Source organism: Nostoc sphaeroides (assembly GCF_003443655.1).
GTDB lineage: Bacteria > Cyanobacteriota > Cyanobacteriia > Cyanobacteriales > Nostocaceae > Nostoc > Nostoc sphaeroides.
The window spans coordinates 4,551,723-4,570,846 of record NZ_CP031941.1; the positions used below are offsets into that span (position 1 = coordinate 4,551,723).

Here is a 19,124-nt window from a genome sequence, read left to right on the forward strand (position 1 = left end):
TTTGGGATGCTCCCTAAAATTCTCAATTCCTCCGCAAGGATGCTGCACAAACTCCCTTGGGAGGATGCCTTTACTGATGAAATCAGTATCCAATATATCAGGAAGTACGCGAGATTCCTTAAGGAGACTGATTGAATGAATTTGCAGGCAATTTGGAAGTTATTACAAGAGACATTCAAAGAATGGAGTGAGGATAAAGCCTCACGGTTAGCGGCGGCGCTAGCTTATTACACGATTTTTTCTATTGCACCGTTACTAATTATTGTAATTGCGATCGCAGGGGCAGTATTTGGAGAAGAAGCGGCAAGGGGTCAAATCGTCGGACAAATTCAAGGTTTAGTCGGCAAAGATGGCGCACAATTTATCCAAACAGCTATTAGCAATGCTAACAAACCACAAACAGGAGCGATCGCTTCTATCATTAGTGTCGTAGTTTTGTTATTAGGTGCTACTGGCTTATTTACCGAGTTGCAAGATTCCCTCAACACAATTTGGGAAGTGAAACCGAAACCCGGACGCAATGTAACTAACATGATTCGCCTACGGGTTTTGTCCTTTGCAATGGTAATAGGTATTGGCTTTTTACTTTTAGTTTCTCTGGTAATTAGTACGGCATTAGCAGCATTAGTAGCATACTTTAGTAACTTAGTACCTGGTGTCGATTTCCTCTGGCAGATTCTCAATTTCATCATCTCTTTTGCCATCACTACGTTCCTATTCGGACTCATTTTTAAAGTTCTACCAGATGTCGAAATTGCTTGGAGTGATGTTTTAATTGGAGCCATGCTCACCTCCTTTTTATTTTCTATCGGGAGATTTTTGTTAGGACAATATTTAGGTAATGGCAGTTTTGGTTCAGCCTATGGTGCAGCTGGTTCACTGGTGGTAATCTTAGCTTGGGTTAACTATGCCGCGCAGATTCTTTTCTTCGGTGCAGAGTTTACTCAAGTTTATGCCAGAAGGTACGGTAGCGGCATTACTCCATCTAAACATGCCATACCTTTATCTGATAACAGGGAATATAATGGCAAGGCTCCAACGGGGCAATCGTCCACTAAGAAAAAGCCTTATTCTAATTTGATTAATCGCTTGTTCCAGTCTTTCAATAAGCCCAAGCGTTTAAAACAGAGAAGAAAAAATCAGCGATTTTAATCCCTGAATACTGAGATTATATGTTTGTAACTCTGATAGATGTTGAAGTATTTAACCTCTAATAAAAGTTAGTCTGATGAAATCAGACCACAGATAAATAACGTGATACTGGATTTTTTCCAGAAGTCTATTAACAAAGGAAGAAAATCAGTGCTAATGGAAAAATGGTTTTTTATCAATTGGCAGGCAATCTTTATTCCTAGCATCAGCATCTTTGAGTTAATTATCCGTGGTTCGCTGGTTTATTTAGCACTATTCTCAGTGCTACGTTTTCTTCCTAGCCGACAACTAGGAACACTAGGAATTACTGATTTACTCGTAGTTGTGCTATTTGCTGAAGCTGCCCAAAATGCTATGGCAAGTAATTATACATCAATTACTGAAGGCGCTATCCTGGTAGGAACTGTGATTTTTTGGAGTTACTTGCTGAACTGGTTAGGTTACAAAATCCCCCAGTTCCAACGTTTTCTGAATCAGCCACCACTGCTACTGGTAAAAAATGGTCGGATGATTGAGCGTCATTTGCAACGAGAGTTAATTACAGACGATGAGTTGATGAGCAAGTTACGCCAGCAAGGTGTGGAATTTTTAACAGATGTGAAGTTTGCATATATCGAGGCTGATGGCAGGATTAGTATCATCACCTTCGACTCTAAAACTAGTACCGTCCCTGAGCAAAAAGCAGTACTAAAAAGCGATCTACATTAATTAAACTGTAAAATATGACGGTTGTATTCTGTGCCAAACTGTGATTGAGCGTTATACTTTGCCCGAAATGGCTAATCTGTGGAGTGAAGCCTATAAGCTAAAAACTTGGCTGCAAGTCGAAATTGCTGTTTGCGAGGCTCAAGCTGAACTTGGTTACATCCCATCTGAGGCGGTTGAGGAAATTAAGGCCAAGGCAGATTTTGACCCCGATAGGGTGCTGGAAATTGAGGCTGTAGTGCGCCACGATGTCATCGCTTTCTTGACAAATGTCAACGAATATGTAGGTGATGCAGGACGTTACATTCACCTGGGTTTAACTAGTTCGGATGTTTTGGATACAGCTTTAGCACTGCAATTGGTTGCCAGTCTAGATATATTATTGCAACGTTTGGAAGATTTGATTCAGGTAATTCGTGAAAAAGCACGGGAACATCGTCATACAGTGATGGCTGGCCGATCGCATGGTATTCATGCTGAACCGATTACTTTTGGTTTCAAGTTAGCTGGCTGGTTAGCAGAAGTGTTGCGACACCAAGAACGCCTGAAAATTCTCCACGAAACGATCGCTGTGGGTAAGATTTCTGGTGCGGTGGGAACTTATGCCAATGTGGAACCGCGTGTAGAAGCGATCGCTTGCCAAAAACTCGGACTCAAACCCGATACGGCCTCAACGCAAGTTATTTCGCGCGATCGCCATGCCGACTATGTGCAACAATTAGCTTTGGTAGCAGCATCCATCGAACGTTTTGCTGTAGAAATTCGCAATCTCCAAAAAACAGACGTTCTGGAAGTTGAAGAATTTTTCTCCAAAGGTCAAAAAGGTTCTTCGGCAATGCCACACAAACGCAACCCCATCCGTTCGGAACGGCTGACGGGAATGGCGCGACTCGTCAGAAGCCATGCCGGTGCAGCTTTGGAAAACGTTGCTCTCTGGCATGAAAGGGATATTTCCCATAGTTCTGTAGAACGGGTAATTTTGCCAGATGCTTGCACTTTGACGCATTTTATGTTAATAGAAATAACCGACTTGGTAAAAAACCTGTTGGTTTATCCTGAGAACATGGAACGAAATCTCAACTGCTACGGCGGCGTTGTGTTCAGCCAAAAAGTCCTGCTTGCCTTGATAGACAAGGGAAGCCAGCGAGAAGAAGCTTATGCGATCGTTCAAGAAAGCGCTCACGCCGCTTGGAACAAGCCAGAAGGTAATTTCCAGGACTTGATTAGCAAAGATCCTCGCGTTACCGAAAAGTTGTCCCCAGCAGAACTAGAAGTATGTTTTGACCCCCAGCAGCATCTAAGCCATTTAGAAGAGGTTTATCAACGGTTGGGAATTTAGGAATTAATTTGCTTGTAGTGAGCGCTGAAGCGCTTACTACTAACCTGTTACTCAAAAAATACGCAAAGTTTTTCAAAGAAGATATATAAAACTTACCCATTGACAGACATAACGAAAGGTGAATTCTCGTTACAAGGTTCTATCTTGTAATGCTCTTGTGTCCGGCTCTGCCTCCTGTCAAACTAGGAGGCAGAGCCTCCGAGCGATCGCATTCCCACGCAGCAGCCCAGGAACGAGGGAAGGCAAGGCTTTTATCTTAATAAGCTTGAGATTTATAAGATGCTTAATTTGTAAAGTGCGTAAGTCCTAGATATATATAGCGGTTCCCATTCAAATGAGGTACAAAATTATATCGCAAGGTTTAGGGGCACGGCAGTGCCGTGCCCCTACGAGTGTACGTCACTAGGCCGGGAAACGCTATAAAAATACCAAAAATTTTTAGTATTGCATTGCTGAAGACTGTTAATTTGGTGCTGGAATTTTTGACAGCACTGGGTAGTATAAATAACACATATTTACTTGTTATTTATTAGTGCTTCGAGTGCTTTCATGATTGAAATCCTAGCCACACTTTCAGCCTCGGCGGCAGCAGGAATGAGAATAGCTACACCTCTGCTGCTTATTGGATTGTTGCAGGGTAGTAGCTTGTGGTCGCAAGTTCCAATTTTATCTCACATTTCTCCACCAATCTTGTTAGCCTGCCTCAGCTGTTGGTCTTTAGTTGAATTATTAGCCTCAAAAAAGCTATGGGGGCAAAGATTGCTACAACTAGTTCAATTATTCATGTCTCCCGTCGTGGGGGCAATTATGGGGTTAGCAGTAGCTAATGCAACAGCAACGCCAAGCTGGATGATTGGGTGTATTGGGGGTTCCTTAGCTTTAGTACTCCAGCTAGTTCAAGTTGGTTGGTTCTATCGGTTACGCGGCTTACCATTGTGGGCAGTCTTTCTTCAAGATACCTTGTGTGTTGCTCTAGTACTTTTTGCCTTTGATGCTCCCTGGCAAGGAGGATTAATTGCTTTAATACTGCTGTGGTTTGCAGTTCGTAGTGCTAAACAATGGTATGACTGGTATCGGCAGAAAAGTTAGGAGTTAAAAGTGAGAAGTTAGGAGTTAAGAGTGAAAAGTTAGGAGTTAAGAGTGAAAAGTTAGGAGTTAAGAGTAAAAAGTTAGGAGTTAAGAGTGAAAAGTTAGGAGTTAAGAGTGAAAAGTTAGGAGTTAAGAGTGAAGAACTAGGGACAAGAATTTAGGCGTTGCTGAATTCAGGTATGAAAATGATCTTGCATAATTTCAAAACCTTTGTAGAGACGTTGCAATGCAACGTCTCTATACCAAGATTCATACATCTAATCAGCAACGCCAAACTCCAAACTCCTAACTCCTAACTCCTAACTCCTAACTCCAAACCCCAAACTCCTAACTCCAAACCCCAAACTCCAAACCCCAAACTCCAAACTCCTAACTCCTAACTCCTAACTCCAAACTCCAAACTCCAAACTCCAAACTCCAAACTCCTAACTCCTAACTCCAAACTCCTAACTCCTAACTCCAAACTCCAAACTCCAAACTCCTAACTCCTAACTCCTAACTCCTAACTCTTTTCACTGCAAAAGTCCAATCATGTGCAAGAAGCCATGACCGGTAATCAACTCGATGATTAATGCAATAAAACCCAGCATGGCAATCCGCCCATTCCATACTTCAGCACTAGTAGTCAAACCCCATTCCCAACCCTCTTGAGGGTACATTTTCACCATTTTTTTCATTTGGGCAGCTTGCGAAAGCTTGAAACTGGGATTTTTCAGCGCATTAATCACCAAGTCTGCAAGTGCATTAATAAATACTGGATGGGTATTGGGAGCAGGTACACGACGGAAATTGTGAATTCCTGCTTCTTCTGCTACTTCCCGATATTCAATATCAATTTCTTGCAGAGTCTCGATGTGTTCTGAGACAAAACTGATTGGTACGACAACCAAATCTTTCACGCCCTTTGCGCCTAGTTCTTTGAGGGCATCCTCAGTATAAGGTTGGAGCCATTCTACTGGGCCGACACGACTTTGGTAAGCTAAGGTGTGCGCATTGGGTCGATTGAGGGTCTGCATAATCAAAGCAGTACATTCCTCAATTTCTTGCTGATAAGGGTCGCCAGCCTCTTCAACGTAGCTTTTAGGAACGCCGTGAGCGCTGAAGAATATATGAACCTCATCTGGGTTAGGAAACTGTTCTAATTCTTGGGCTATGAGTTCCGCCATTGCCTGGAGGTAGCCTGGTTCTTTGTACCAGGAAGGAATTACGGTGTAATCAATGGGTTGAAGCTTTGGGTCTTCTTGCCAAAGTTTTTCTAAAAGCCGGAAGCTAGAACCACTCGTACTGATAGAAAACTGGGGATATAATGGTAATATTACCAGGTGTTCTATATTATCTTGGGTGATCTGTGCGATCGCCTCTTCTGTATAGGGATTCCAATAACGCATCCCCACGTAAATCTTGGCTTCTTGTCCTAAATGACTCAACTGTTCTTTTAAAGCTTGCCCTTGGGCTTCTGTGATCCGCCGCAGTGGAGAACCACCACCGATTTGCTTATAATTCTCTTGAGATGTTCTGGTTCGCCGTGAGGCAATAAACCAGGCTAGGGGCTTTTGCAACCAGCGAAATGGTAGGCGAATAATTTCCGGATCGGAAAATAGGTTGTACAAAAACGGCCCGACATCCTCTAGCTTATCGGGGCCACCGAGATTGAGTAATAAGACGCCTACACGACCCATAGCAGTTACTTTCCCCCAATCTTTTCAGGTTTTTTACTAATGTTAACAATATATCTTTATTAAATATAAAGCTTAATAGCAAGGAAATATGCAATGGCAACAATTTTAAGGGATTGGAGTTACCGTTATCAGTGGCTATATGATGGTATCTCTCGTTTAGCAGCCTTAAGTGTAGGTGGTGAAGCCCGTTTTCGACAACTTGCTTTGCAAGGCTTAACAATTCACTCAGATACTCAGGTTTTAGATTTATGTTGCGGCAGTGGTCAAACGACGCAATTTTTAGTAAAATTATCACAAAATGTAACAGGATTGGACGCTTCACCCAAGTCCTTGCAACGAGCGCGGCAAAATGTACCATCAGCAGTCTATCTCGAAGCTTTTGCCGAGAAGATGCCATTTGCAGATAATCTATTTGATGTGGTGCATACCAGCGTTGCATTACACGAGATGCAGCCTGAGCAATTGCGAAAAATTATTAGTGAAGTTTATCGGGTGTTGAAGCCAGGAGGAGTGTTTACACTGGTGGATTTTCATGCTCCGACGAATCCGATATTTTGGCCTGGAATATCAGTGTTTTTGTTGTTGTTTGAAACGGAAACAGCTTGGCAATTGTTGAAAACTGATTTGCCTCGATTGTTAACTGAGACTGGGTTTAATGTGGGTGAGCCAACTTTATATGCAGGTGGGAGTTTGCAAGTGGTACAGGCTCAGAAGTGAACAATACTAGTCCTAAAAACCTTGCTTGATAAGACTTGACTCGTTCCCAGTCTCCGACTGGGAATGCATTCATTGAGTCTCTGACTCAATATAAAACTTGAGGCAGTAGCCTCGAATCAGGCACTCCCATGCTCTTCATGGCAATGAGAGTAACAAGACAATAATGAGAAATAGAGCTTTTTTAGACTTGTGTGTACACCGTAGGATGCTTTGGAGAGGGAATTGTTTGCACCCATAAAATACGGGGTGAGGTTGCGACTGTATAGAACCCAAGTGAGAACTGTTATATTCAAATTAGCATGATGAAATTTTGAGGTTAATAACAAATGACACAGGAATTAATAGACCTCAGAAGTTGCATTCAGGAAGGACGTTACGCAGATGCCTTGGTAATTGTTGATGAATTAGAGGGCATGAGTAAACAAGCTATTCTGCGGAATATCCAAGCTTATTTAAGGATTCTACTGATTCATTTGATTAAAAACCAACTAGAGCAGCGATTAACCAATTCTTGGGTTGCTTCTATTCGTAATTCACTTATAGAAATTAAGAAACTCAACCTCAAAGACAATAAAAAATCCTATTATATAAATTTAAACGAATGGGATACTTATATTGAAGATGAAATAGAAATAGCAGTGCGTGATGCCAGTGTGGAAGTTTTGAATGGAATGTACAATGAATTCCAACTTACTGAAATGGTGGATAGGAACCAGATAATCCAGACTGCTCTGAAGTTGTTGGCGCTAACTTATTCTTATTCAGCTAAGGAGTTACCGGCTGTTGTGGCTGAAAATTTAACTCAGCTAACTGGTGGAGAAGATTGGAAAGCAGGTAGGCGATAAAAAAATGACGCAGGAACTAATAGACCTCAAAAAGAGTATTTTGGAAGGACGTTATGCAGATGCCTTGGCAATTGTAGATGAATTAGAAGGCATGAGTAAACAAGCTATTCTGCGGAATATCCAAGCTTATTTAAACATTATGTTGATTCATTTGATTAAAAACCAAGTAGAACAACGATTAACTGGTTCCTGGGCAAATTCTATTCGTAATTCAATCAGAGAAATTAAAAAGCTAAATATCAAAGATAATAAAAAATCTTACTATATTAATTTAGATGAGTGGGAGACTTTGATAGAAGAGGAAGTGATTGAAGATGCGATCGCAGATGCTAGCGATGAAGTAATGAATGGAGTATATAATCAATTTCAACTCGCTGAAATAGTCGATAGGAAACAACTTATTCAGACTGCGTTGAAGTTTTTAGCACTAACTTATTCCTATTCAGCTAAGGAGTTACCGACAGTTGTGGCTGAAACTTTAACTCAGCTATCCGGTGGAGAAGATTGGAAAGTACGCAGGCGGTAAAAAAAATGACCCAGGAACTAATAGACCTGAAAAAAAGTATTTTGGAAGGACGTTATGGAGATGCTTTGGCAATTGTAGATGAATTAGAGGGGATGAGTAAAAAGGCAATTCTGCGGCAGATTAAATCGTTTTTAAGAATTCTATTAATTCATTTGATTAAAAATCAAGTAGAAAAACGATTAACAAATTCTTGGGCTGCTTCTATTCGCAATGCAATCCGCGAAATTAAAGAAGTCAATCTAAAAGACAATCAAACATCTTATTATATCAATTCAAATGAATGGGAAAAATTCATAGAAGATCAAGTAATTGAGGATGCGATCGCAGATGCGAGTGATGAAGTGATGAATGGCAAATTTACTCGCTCTCAGTTGTCTGGAATGCTAGATAAAAGCCAGATTTTGACTACAGCTACTAGTTTACTGGCTTTAACATATAATTATTCGCCAAAGGAATTACCGGCGATTATGGATGATTATCTCAGTCAGTTAGCTGGTGGTGAAGATTGGATAAATCGGGAAAAATAAATATCTGCTCTTTGTTAGGCGGTGATACCAAGTGTTAAATTGAGATTTTTACCGTCAACTTTTGAAGAGAATACAAAATTTTGATTTTGCTATTTTAAATTTACATATAAAAAATACAATTTAACTTAAAGTTTGTCAATCTCAAATCTAAAATTGTATGATTGTAGCGTTTGAGATCCTATGAAGAGTTACTTTTTATATAGCGATCGCTATTTCTATACAGGCGAAAACTGAGGTAGCAAACAAAGCCAATATCACGATAAACTGATTGCTAAACCGTAGTATTTACATTGTAGTACTGTACGGATAAGCAATAATAAAGTTTTCGCCAATTGTAAAGTAGAGATGATGAAAGAAATAACACGTCGCAAATTTATCGCAACAGCCACCGTGGCGACGGGTTTTGCCCTCGCAGTACAACCCATTTCTGCCGAAGTTATCACCACCGATGCCAAGGGGTTGGTAGCTGGTGCGGTGAAAATTCCTGTTAAAGATGGCGAAATTCCTGCCTATAGAGCAGCACCAGCCACTGGTGAAAATTTCCCAATTGTTCTGGTAATTCAAGAAATCTTTGGAGTACACGAGCATATTCAGGATATCACCCGTCGCTTTGCCAACTTGGGGTATTTAGCGATCGCACCCGAATTATTTATCCGTCAAGGCGATGTCACTAAATTAAGCAACATAAACGAAATTCGCCCAATTGTCGCCAAAGTACCAGATGCCCAAGTGTTATCCGATCTTGATGCGACTGTAAACTGGGCTGTGAAATCAGCTAAAGGTAATGCCGGTAAATTGGGGATTACAGGCTTCTGCTGGGGTGGCCGTATTACCTGGTTATATGCCGCACACAATCCCAAGGTGAAGGCTGGTGTGGCATGGTATGGGCGACTTGTGGGCGATGCTACCGAACTTCAACCCAAGTATCCCGTCGATATTGCATCGTCCCTGACAGTCCCCGTTCTCGGACTCTACGGTGGGAAAGATACAGGTATTACTCTTGATACAGTAGAACAGATGCGCGATCGCTTAAAGTCTAGCAGCAGCAAATCTGAAATCATTGTCTATCCCGATGCACCCCACGCTTTTTTTGCCGATTATCGCCCCTCCTACCGCGAGAAAGATGCTAAGGACGGTTGGAAACGTCTTTTGGCGTGGTTTAAGCAAAATGGTGTTTAACGGTATCGGTTTACGAACTGTGACTTTCAAAAATGCCAGACTTCTGAGTTGCCACTACAACCTGTGTAGATAGCGGTTTTTACTTTATCTTCAGAAAAGTTAGGAGATTTATTTGATGAAGTACATTGATCGTGCGTAGACGCGTTAGCGTAGCCTCTCGTAGAGAAGCGGCTTGTCGTCAAGACATCGCCAAAAATCTACCATATCTGAGATAGAAAGCAGCGCTCCTCGTTGAGTGCGATCGTCACCTTCATAACTTTATTCACATTTTGGACTTTGAACAGAAACGGGAGTTCAATATAGCGGTTCTCGTTTACGTGAGTTACACCCGTAGGGGCAGTGCCGTGCCCCTACGTGTAAACTTTACATAAAAGCCATGTCCCGCAAGGAACTGAAGTTCCTTGGCTTTTAGCTAAAGTCTACTGAAGTAGACTAAATATTCCTAAAAATCTTTAGTCTACTTTAGTAGACTTTAGCTATGAGCCTTGAACTTTAGTTCGAGGCGGGCGAGTCAGCTAACAGTTAAGCTAGCTTTGAGCCTAAGTTGACACCAATGGGCAGTGCCGTGCCCCTACACCTTGGAATGTAATCTTGTACCGCATCTGAGTGGGAACCGCTATAACTCCCATTTGATTAATATTATTGATCGCTTCCTTGTCATCACAAAATTTTTGATGCGATAAGACCAATCAATGCGGCAAGACCTAGCCCTCTGCGAAAATAATTAACGCCTTGAAATAGTTCCAGCCACCCCCAAGTAAACAATGAGCCAGTTGCCAAAACGTCTAGCACTGTATTGATGTTACCACTTGGAAAAATTAGAGTTAGTAAACTAGCTCCTATCCAAAGAATCAGTGGTGGGTTTGGCATTTGAGCTATAACAATATCGCCATTGCTGTCACGGAAGGTTTTATCAACTAATGTATTTTCCATGATTTGAAATTGCCATCTAGGTAAAAATTATTAACTTGCAAAAACTCCGAAACGATCGAGAATAGGCTGAAATTTTATTGCAAGTTATTTAATAATATTAAAGCATTAAATAAAATCTATTTTCACCCATCTAATTGCTGAGATTAGAGCGGTAATAGATATTCATATATGACTATATTTAAAGGCATAGTTATACCAATTACAAATTCCACAAGCCTTCTTTAATCTGGATTTACAGGTTTGTATATGTCAAAATTGGTATCATCCTATATCCAGGTTCTTCGGGTTTAATAAGCCAATACAGTTCAGAATTAGCAACAAAACCTAGCGATTTATCGCGTCTTGAAAGCCCAATTATCTACACCAATAACCCTTAACCCAAAGGTATTGGTTTAATATAGCACTTCTTGTTTAAGTGAGGGCACGGCAGTGCCCATTGGTGTCAACTTAAGGTATAAGTCATGTCCCGCAAGGAACTGAAGTTCCTTGCTAATAGCTCAAGTCATCTAAAGATGACTAAAATATACCTAATAATCTTTAGTCTACTTCAGTAGACTTGAGCTATGAGCCTTGAACTTCAGTTCGAGGCGGGCGAGTCAGCTAACAGTTAAGCTAGCTTTGAGCCTAAGTTGACCATTTTTTGAATTCAAAATTCAAAATGAGTAAGAAGAATAATTTTGAATTAATTAATTCGCTTGTTCAAGCCCCCACTGATTCAAAGAATCAGTGGTCTACAATCAGTGGCGGGTTTCAAGCCCCCACTGATTGTAATAATGAAATTGATAATTTTGAATTTTGAATTGTTTTGACACCTATGGGCACTGCCGTGCCCCTACACCCCGCGATATAATATTGTACCGCATCTGAATGGGAACCGCTATAAACCAATACCGTTCAGTTAAGCCCAAAAATCTTGGTAAAGACGCGAAATTTCGCGTCTCTACAGGTTTAAAATCAGTACCACAAATCCTTAACTGAACTGTATTGCGCTATAAACAATCAAGCAGACATAATATGACATCCCAAACAGAAAAAAGCCTCCCATAACAGGAGGCTTTAAATTTAGCGGAGAAACTTAAACTTGTTAAACTACTGCGTAACTACAGCGATTACTCCTCCTAATGCAGAGAAAACCGCGGAGACGGATGCTGTAGCAAACAGCCACCATGCTGCTGAAGCTGCGGCTTTGCGGGTTTCTTGCGCTTGCCGTTGTGCTTGATTTTTCACCTGTTCTAGGCGGCGTTGGGCTTCATGCTGTATGCGTTCTGCACGTTGCAATACTGTGTTGCGGGCCCGTTCAATTTGATCAATGATCCGGTTGGCATCTTCCTCAGAGATGTCCTCACGAGAACTCATGATTGCCACTAGGGTATCACGGTCAAAAGAAGATAGGCGATCGCGCAGGGCATCAAACCCCGCCTGGGGATCGTCAAAAAATGTGCGAACATCGCCCTTGATACTATCATAATTCAGTTCTGGGCGATCCAAGGAGTTGAGATAGTTACGGATGCGGGCAAAAACCCCATCAATTGCATCTTGAATGCCTCGTTGGATATTCCGCACTTGTTCTACAAATTGATCTCTTACGGATACAATATTATCGGCAATCCGCGCCGCTTCTTCATCGGAAATATCTTCCCGAATTTTCAGCAGGGCGATGATGGTAGAACGGTCAAAATGGGAAAGGCGATCGCTAAAAGTTTCTACCCCAACTCGCGGATCGTGCAACAGTAGTTGTAAGTCGCGTTTGATACCTTCAGGATTCAGTTCTTCTTTACCAGTTTGGCGCAGATACTCTTCCAGATAAGCTTTGAATGTTGCCGCTCTTTGCTGTGTGCGGGTAGCTAAACGACGAGGCGCACGCACAAAGTTGCGAATCGAAGTTTGGGTGGAATCAATGATTTCATTGACTTGTTCTTCACTCAAGTCTTTACGTTGACTGAGTAACTTCACCAGTGTATCCCGGTCTACCTGCGACAAGCGATGGCGCAGTGCTACGGCTCCCTCTTTGGGATTTTCAAACAATCTGGTCAAATCTCGCCCGATACCTTCTGGGTTCAATTCTTGTTTACCAGTATTTCGCAGATAATCTGCGATCGTGGTAGTAACAGAGTCGTATTGCTCTTTGGCTTTATCCACTACAGCTTGAGGTGTGTGGCGAATGTTATGCCACGACTCCTCAGCAGCATTGATGATTTGATTAACTTGATCTTCACTCAAATCTTCGCGCTGACTCAACAATTGCACCAAGGTATCGCGGTCAAAGCGAGACAACCGCGCCCGAATTGAGCTAATTCCAGCTTGGGGATCTTCCAGTAACTTTTTGAACTCCGCGCGGATAGCATCAGGATTCAGTTCTGATTTCCCAGTATTACGCAGATATGATTCTACATTCAGCCACAGGGTTTCTGCTTGATATTGCGCCTGTTCTGCTAGCCCTTTGGATTCTACCAAGATGCGATCGCGTTGTTTTTCCAACTCATCGAGAATGCTATCTACTTCATATAGCTGGACATCATTCCGTTGCAGCAATATCGCCCGCATTTCCTGACGATCTAGGTGGGCTAGTCGCAATGTCAGAGTTTCATAATCTGCATCTGGGTCTTGCACCAGTGGTTTGAAATTCTGCTCAATGCCTTCGGAAGTCAAATCTGCTTTCGGAGTAACCAGCAGATAACTTTCCACTGCCCGTTGCAAGTCTTGGACTATCTCTCTTTCTTCAATACCTGTGACTATCACTAGCACATCTTTGCGGACAGTTTCTAACTGATCTGCAATGCGCTGGATTTGGGCTTGGGTAAGGAGTCCGCGTTGTTGCAAGATATTGACGAAATCGTTACGCGATAGTCGTTCTAGTTCCCTACGGACTATTCCAGGATCAGCAGCTGGGTCGTAGAGGACATCACGAAATTCCTGGGCGATTTTTTCCTGACTCAGTTGCCAAGCATAAGTATTGTGCAGGTAGTTTTCGACATCAGCCCGAATTGGGCTATAGGGTTGTGATGGTGTTGGCAAACCTAGCTTATCTGCTTGTTGAGTTACTTTCTCTTTGGCCGTGGTGAGACTACGCAAGATTTTTTCCACATCCAAATCAGGCAAATCTGCCCGTCCCAGCACAGTGGCGGTTAAGGCGGATAGTGCTTGCTGGATTGTACTTTGCGTTGCGCTAGGGGCTGCCTTTTGGTTTTGGTCAGCTTCTTTGGAACCACCCTGTTCGGCTAATAACCGATCCAGCTTGGCGTTGAGTTCATCGGTTTTGTTTTGTCCTGCTGGAAGTGATTTCAGATAATCCATTAACTCACCCAGGCGGTCTTCGGTGGGTGATTGCTGACCCACGACTTGCTGCCAAACTTTATACAAGGTATCAGCAATGCGAGTAACATCTTTTTTGGAAAGGTCAGTGCGACTGCTGACTAACTCGATAAACTTCTGGCGGTCGATGTTGCGAATATCTGGAGTCCCTGCGATCGCTTTTAGTTGCGGATCGTTGAGTAAATTTTCAAAGTCACTGCGAATCTTTGACAAATCTAGCTCTGGAGGACGCAGCTTGTCTAAGTAATCTTCTATATTCTCCCGGATACTTCCAGGGTCGATGGCGCTTCCTAGTTCCCGGCGGACGGCGGCGGCGGCGGCTTCAGCTGTTGCTACAACTTGGTTATTGATAGCTTTAGCACCCAGTGCGGCGGTAGCTGTGCCCATAATCGCCTGAAAACCGGAAGTTGCCGTATTGACGACTGAACCAATTAAGGAACCTACGGTAGTGGAACTTACCCAGACGAGGAGTAAAAAGTAAGCACCCCAAATCACCAAACCGAGAATCGCTCCCAATCCTGGGCTAAAGATTTCCTGGCTCAATTTCACTGCCAGAAAACAAGCGATAAATAAGGCGACCGTCACAGTGACTAATGTCCAAAGTCCTACTGCGGTGCCAATTTTGCGAATGTTACCGCCCAAACTTTCCGCTTCCCCACTATCTGAATCCGAGTCAGATGAGTGCCCCAGGTAGGAAATACCGGCTGCAAGGGAGAGATTAGTTAGAACTAATTGGAAAGCAAAGGCTAAAATCACGCCGGAGATTAAAGCCACAAAAAAGTGCGGCCCGGAAATGAGAGCCGATGCCTGTGCTGGCGTAACGTTTGAAGATTCTACTGGAACCTGTGCCAACCACCATAGTGGTTTGTATCCCAGCATGATTTCCGTACTTTGGAACATTGTATTTCCTTCTTCTAAGGTTTAAATTTGGGGAATTAAGATTTTCTTGAGAAGCAACTCTTAGTATTTATGTATGTTTGTACCTATGGCAATACCTAACTCATTAGCTCAGAATGCTGGAATTTGGCTGTTTAAAGCATCTCTCTAAAGATTGAAAAGTCTATCCAACGAAAGATATAACTTTTATTATCCTTCGATGAGAATCTTAATCAAATTACTACCTAATCTTAATTATGTATAGCTAATTTTTACTTTTGAATTGCTTATTTGTAGCGATTGATTCTTTTTGAATTATAGTTTTTTATAACGTCTTTACATTTATTTACATATTTGTTTTTAGTCACCCTCTCAAGGTGGATTTGTCTAAAAAAATACGTTTCTGATAATCGTCCAGAAGAAGTGCCTACGGTTTGTACCCATAGACAGAAATAAGTCTAGTTATAAACAGCTACATTAAAGTTAACAAATGAATCGTTGAGGAGAAAAAAATGGCAACTCGTTATTCCAGAGATTTGCCACTAATTACAACAGAATGGAATGGCAAATATCGCAATTAAATTCTGTTTGGCTAGACTCCTCAAGCCGAAATTCGGAACGGTCATTTTGCAATGATTGGCTTTTTTGCCTATTTATTTTGGGATTTAGCTGGCTATAGCGTTGCTCGTGACGTTTTGCGCTTAGTTGGCTATTAGAACATTAAACATTTGAAACATTGATATCGGAGAAAAAAATGGCAACTCAAGAAACTCGTCCATCTACAGATTTACCACCTGTTGCAGCAGAATACAATGGGCGCGATCGCAATGAATTTCTGTTTGGCTGGACTCCCCAAGCCGAAATTTGGAATGGTCGCTTTGCAGCAATTGGTTTTCTAGCCTATTTACTTTGGGATTTAGCAGGCTATAGCGTTGTTCGTGACGTTTTACGCATAGTTGGCTACTAGAACATTAAACACCTGAAAAGTTAGTAAATATTGGAGAAAAAAAATGGCAACTCAAGGAACTCGTCCATCTACAGATTTACCACCTGTTGCAGCAGAATACAATGGGCGCGATCGCAATGAATTTCTGTTTGGCTGGACACCTCAAGCCGAAATTTGGAATGGTCGCTTGGCAGCAATTGGATTCCTTGCATATTTACTTTGGGATTTGTCTGGTTATAGCGTCTTAAGGGACGTACTACACCTAATTGGATATTAGCAATAGCTCAGGATTGATAATTGATTGGGTATAAATAAAGACAATACTCAGAAACCCGGCTTCTCACCAAAAGTCGGGGATTTATCTCCTGAGCATTTTATGCGGTTTATACATCAAACAAAACCCTGTACAAAGTTTTACCTTATTGTACAGGGTTGTCTACTATTCTATATGCCAATACCGTTCAGTTAAGCCCAAAAACCTTGGTAAAGACGCGAAATTTCGCGTCTCTACAGGTTTAAAATCAGTACCACAAATCCTTAACTGAACTGTATTGTTCTATATGCTTAGAACAAGCTCATGTCCACTATTGGACAGCGAAAAATCCCCTTGCTATCTTCAGTGGGGATAATTCTCAATGTTTTTTCCCTAGAAGCGACAGTGTAGCCTCTGGGTTTTTTCATTTACAAGCTGTTACAAATATATCCTCTAGCGATCGCAAGATTAACTAAGCAGGAATAACTTGAACAACTAGTGCGCGTTTATCCAGCGATTGGATTTTACCTACTTGACTGAGATCATTTGCAATTCGGTCTAGCAGTTCTCCTGCTTTGTCACGATATTGATGTTCTCGGCCTCGTAAACGGATGGCAAACTTGACTGAATCGCCTTTACTCAACCACTCACCTGCTTGTTGGATGCGTAAATTGTAATCAGCTACGCCCACGTTTAGACCAAATCGAACTTCCTTTACCGTGGGTCTAGCACTCTGGCTCTGACGTTTTTTCTTTTGATATTGAAGCTTGCCATAGTTGAGAATCTTGGCGATTGGAGCCTCTTTACCTTGGGAGACTACAACTAAGTCAAGCTCTAAGCTCTCGGCTAGCTGTAGCGCCTCATTGGTGTCGATCAGACCACGATTGTTATTCTCATGGTCAATCAAGAAGACACTAGGTGACTTGATTTGTGAATTAATCAGTTGCTTTTGGATTGCGATAACGAATTTCTCCTAATTGTTCAACATTTTACATTCCAAGTAATGCTAATTTAACACAACACTCAATCAGAGCAACTTTAACCACACAATGGACTACAATCTGTTAAAATGTGGAATTGCGGCACTCGCTCTTCAGTCTTTGCGCTATTGCCCATCAGCCTTTCAACGCTTTTTTATCCGTCCGCCTAAGACTGACGCCGCCATTGGCGACAGGCCGATGTTATTTTTGGAGTTTTATGTCTTTTTCTAATCTCGGCTTGTCCAATGAAATTATCCGTGCGGTTACCGAACGCGGGTACACTGAACCTACGCCAATTCAGATGCAGGCGATTCCTGCCGTCTTGTCTGGTAGCGATTTGCTAGCTGGGGCACAAACTGGTACTGGAAAGACCGCTAGTTTTACCCTACCGCTTCTGCATCGGTTGTCGTCTGACAAAAGCATCAAAGGTACATATAAGGGATACCCGCCGATCAGGGCGCTGATTCTTACCCCGACTCGTGAACTCGCCGCACAGGTTGAAGAAAGCGTGCGCGAGTACGGCAAGTACTTGCAGCTAAACTCGATGGTGATGTTCGGCGGAGTCGGTATTAATCTGCAAAAACAGCGTTTGAAGAACCGAGTGGATATTCTAGTCGCTACTCCAGGGCGACTGTTAGACCATGTACAGCAAGGGACGCTGAACCTGTCGCATATTGAGGTTTTGGTGCTAGATGAAGCAGATCGGATGCTGGACATGGGCTTTATTCATGACATCCGCCGCATCCTCTCACTATTGCCCAAAAAGCGACAAAATTTGCTATTCTTCGCTACTTTCTCGGATAAAATTAAGACACTCGCCGCCGGACTGCTGAATAACCCGACGATGATTGAGGTAGCACGCCGCAACGTTACCGCCGAGACGATCGCACAGAAAGTTTATCAAGTAGACCGTGACAAGAAACGTCAATTACTTGCTCACCTGATTCGCCGAGATAATTGGTATCAAGTTCTAGTGTTCACCCGCACTAAGTACGGTGCTGACCGTTTGGTTAAGCAGTTGGGCGAAGACCGCATTCAAGCACTGGCAATCCACGGGAATAAGAGCCAGCCGGTGCGTACCAATGCTCTGGCAAAGTTCAAGAATGGTAGCTTACAGGTATTGGTGGCGACAGATATTGCTGCTAGGGGTCTTGATATCAGCGAACTGCCTCATGTAGTTAACTTCGACCTACCCAATGTACCGGAGGATTATGTTCATCGCATAGGGCGTACTGGCCGCGCTGGCGCGTCAGGTGAAGCTGTATCGCTGGTGTCCGTTGATGAATACCCTCTATTGAAAGATATTGAAAAACTGATCGAGCAGCGCTTGCCAAGGGAAGTAGTGGCTGGTTTTGCACCTAACCCCGATAGCAATGCCGAACCAATGCCAAATGGACGGCAACACAGAGCCAAACCCGAACGTGATCAGCGTCCGGCTCGTACTCCTAAACCTTTACCACAGACATCGGCTAAACGGAAGGCAGCGCCACCTGCCACGAATGGCGATAAGCCTGGTGCGCGTTCGTCGGCATCGCGCCGTTCTGCTAAACGCGATCGCTAATCTTTGTTAGCTGTTCAATAAGTTGATTTTTCACGGGTTCTGGAAAACCTCACTTCCATTTCTCTGCCCTACAAGGTTAGGGTGTACATGCAAGTCTTTTAACGTTGCACGAGAGGCTTTTGATCCCCCCAACCCCTCTTTTTAAGGGGGGCAGAAAATCTTAAAGTTCTCCTTTTTAAGGGGGATTTAGAGGGATTTGAAAAGTTATACCAATTGGAAAAAATAATGCGACAAATAGACCATTTGTAGAGACGCGATTCATCGCGTCTTTACCCAAGGATGTGTTGCAATCATTAATTGAATTGGTATTAGGAAGTTAAACGAGCGCTAAACTATATTTAAGTCAATACCGTTCAGTTAAGCCCAAAAACCTTGGTAAAGACGCGAAATTTCGCGTCTCTACAGGTTTAAAATCAGTACCACAAATCCTTAACTGAACTGTATTGATATTTAAGTACAAGAAAGAAAAACGAACCGCAAAGGACACAAAGAAAGAAAGAAAGAA

17 protein-coding genes and 1 pseudogene are annotated in these 19,124 nt (G+C 42.4%); 14 read left to right on the forward strand and 4 right to left on the reverse strand.

The genetic code is table 11. The features are described from left to right. Positions 1 to 135 precede the first annotated feature (135 nt). From D1367_RS20265 to D1367_RS20280, 4 genes are all read left to right on the forward strand, one after another. Positions 136 to 1,152, forward strand: a complete 1,017-nt coding sequence (locus D1367_RS20265) for a YihY/virulence factor BrkB family protein (protein ID WP_118167967.1) — start codon at positions 136 to 138, stop codon at positions 1,150 to 1,152. 156 nt (positions 1,153 to 1,308) lie between these two features. After that, a complete protein-coding gene (locus tag D1367_RS20270) occupies positions 1,309 to 1,860 on the forward strand; it encodes a DUF421 domain-containing protein (RefSeq protein WP_118167968.1) in 552 nt (183 codons plus the stop codon). 40 nt (positions 1,861 to 1,900) lie between these two features. Beyond that, complete coding sequence (gene purB / locus D1367_RS20275) at positions 1,901 to 3,196, forward strand: adenylosuccinate lyase (RefSeq protein ID WP_118167969.1); 1,296 nt, start codon at positions 1,901 to 1,903, stop codon at positions 3,194 to 3,196. A gap of 549 nt (positions 3,197 to 3,745) precedes the next feature. Beyond that, entirely contained in the window at positions 3,746 to 4,285 is a 540-nt protein-coding gene (locus tag D1367_RS20280; RefSeq protein ID WP_118167970.1) for a DUF4126 domain-containing protein, read from the forward strand. Positions 4,286 to 4,797: 512 nt separating this feature from the next. Here the strand turns inward: D1367_RS20280 and hemH are convergent. Further along, positions 4,798 to 5,964 carry a ferrochelatase gene (hemH, locus tag D1367_RS20285; RefSeq protein WP_118167971.1) on the reverse strand — a complete coding sequence of 389 codons (1,167 nt, stop codon included), beginning with the start codon at positions 5,962 to 5,964 and terminating at the stop codon, positions 4,798 to 4,800. A 93-nt stretch (positions 5,965 to 6,057) separates the two neighbouring features. Between hemH and D1367_RS20290 the strand changes: the two genes are divergently transcribed. The 5 genes from D1367_RS20290 (at position 6,058) to D1367_RS20310 (ending at position 9,758) form a co-directional block, all read left to right on the forward strand. Beyond that, positions 6,058 to 6,681 carry a class I SAM-dependent methyltransferase gene (locus D1367_RS20290; RefSeq protein ID WP_118167972.1) on the forward strand — a complete coding sequence of 208 codons (624 nt, stop codon included), beginning with the start codon at positions 6,058 to 6,060 and terminating at the stop codon, positions 6,679 to 6,681. A gap of 326 nt (positions 6,682 to 7,007) precedes the next feature. Then, a complete protein-coding gene (locus D1367_RS20295; protein WP_118167973.1) occupies positions 7,008 to 7,526 on the forward strand; it encodes a DUF29 family protein in 519 nt (172 codons plus the stop codon). Between the two features lie 4 nt (positions 7,527 to 7,530). Beyond that, positions 7,531 to 8,052 carry a DUF29 family protein gene (locus D1367_RS20300; protein WP_118167974.1) on the forward strand — a complete coding sequence of 174 codons (522 nt, stop codon included), beginning with the start codon at positions 7,531 to 7,533 and terminating at the stop codon, positions 8,050 to 8,052. 5 nt (positions 8,053 to 8,057) lie between these two features. Then, complete coding sequence (locus D1367_RS20305) at positions 8,058 to 8,579, forward strand: DUF29 family protein (RefSeq protein WP_118167975.1); 522 nt, start codon at positions 8,058 to 8,060, stop codon at positions 8,577 to 8,579. Positions 8,580 to 8,927: 348 nt separating this feature from the next. Continuing rightward, on the forward strand, positions 8,928 to 9,758 hold the full coding sequence (locus D1367_RS20310; protein ID WP_118167976.1) for a dienelactone hydrolase family protein: 831 nt from the start codon (positions 8,928 to 8,930) through the stop codon (positions 9,756 to 9,758). A gap of 660 nt (positions 9,759 to 10,418) precedes the next feature. Here the strand turns inward: D1367_RS20310 and D1367_RS20315 are convergent. Together D1367_RS20315 and D1367_RS20320 are read right to left on the reverse strand one after the other, a co-directional pair. Then, complete coding sequence (locus D1367_RS20315) at positions 10,419 to 10,691, reverse strand: hypothetical protein (RefSeq protein WP_118167977.1); 273 nt, start codon at positions 10,689 to 10,691, stop codon at positions 10,419 to 10,421. A gap of 1,089 nt (positions 10,692 to 11,780) precedes the next feature. After that, positions 11,781 to 14,903, reverse strand: coding sequence for an MFS transporter (locus D1367_RS20320; RefSeq protein ID WP_118167978.1), 3,123 nt, complete (start codon positions 14,901 to 14,903; stop codon positions 11,781 to 11,783). A 488-nt stretch (positions 14,904 to 15,391) separates the two neighbouring features. Between D1367_RS20320 and D1367_RS32325 the strand changes: the two are divergent. The 3 genes and pseudogenes from D1367_RS32325 to D1367_RS20335 all read left to right on the forward strand — a co-directional run bounded on the left by D1367_RS32325 (position 15,392) and on the right by D1367_RS20335 (position 16,102). Then, positions 15,392 to 15,595: pseudogene (locus D1367_RS32325) on the forward strand (high light inducible protein). A 38-nt stretch (positions 15,596 to 15,633) separates the two neighbouring features. Next, positions 15,634 to 15,846, forward strand: coding sequence for a high light inducible protein (locus D1367_RS20330; protein ID WP_118167979.1), 213 nt, complete (start codon positions 15,634 to 15,636; stop codon positions 15,844 to 15,846). A 43-nt stretch (positions 15,847 to 15,889) separates the two neighbouring features. After that, a complete protein-coding gene (locus D1367_RS20335; RefSeq protein WP_118167980.1) occupies positions 15,890 to 16,102 on the forward strand; it encodes a high light inducible protein in 213 nt (70 codons plus the stop codon). Positions 16,103 to 16,550: 448 nt separating this feature from the next. Here the strand turns inward: D1367_RS20335 and infC are convergent, their stop codons facing one another. Next, entirely contained in the window at positions 16,551 to 16,985 is a 435-nt protein-coding gene (infC, locus tag D1367_RS20340; protein WP_229473559.1) for a translation initiation factor IF-3, read from the reverse strand. A gap of 142 nt (positions 16,986 to 17,127) precedes the next feature. Between infC and D1367_RS31840 the strand changes: the two genes are divergently transcribed. Both D1367_RS31840 and D1367_RS20345 read left to right on the forward strand, forming a co-directional pair. After that, the gene (locus D1367_RS31840; RefSeq protein WP_220450965.1) at positions 17,128 to 17,289 is read left to right on the forward strand and encodes a hypothetical protein; all 162 of its coding nucleotides are present in this window, start codon (positions 17,128 to 17,130) and stop codon (positions 17,287 to 17,289) included. Further along, a complete protein-coding gene (locus D1367_RS20345) occupies positions 17,276 to 18,619 on the forward strand; it encodes a DEAD/DEAH box helicase (RefSeq protein WP_118167981.1) in 1,344 nt (447 codons plus the stop codon). Before D1367_RS31840 ends, D1367_RS20345 begins: the two co-directional genes overlap by 14 nt. Positions 18,620 to 19,124: the final 505 nt, after the last annotated feature.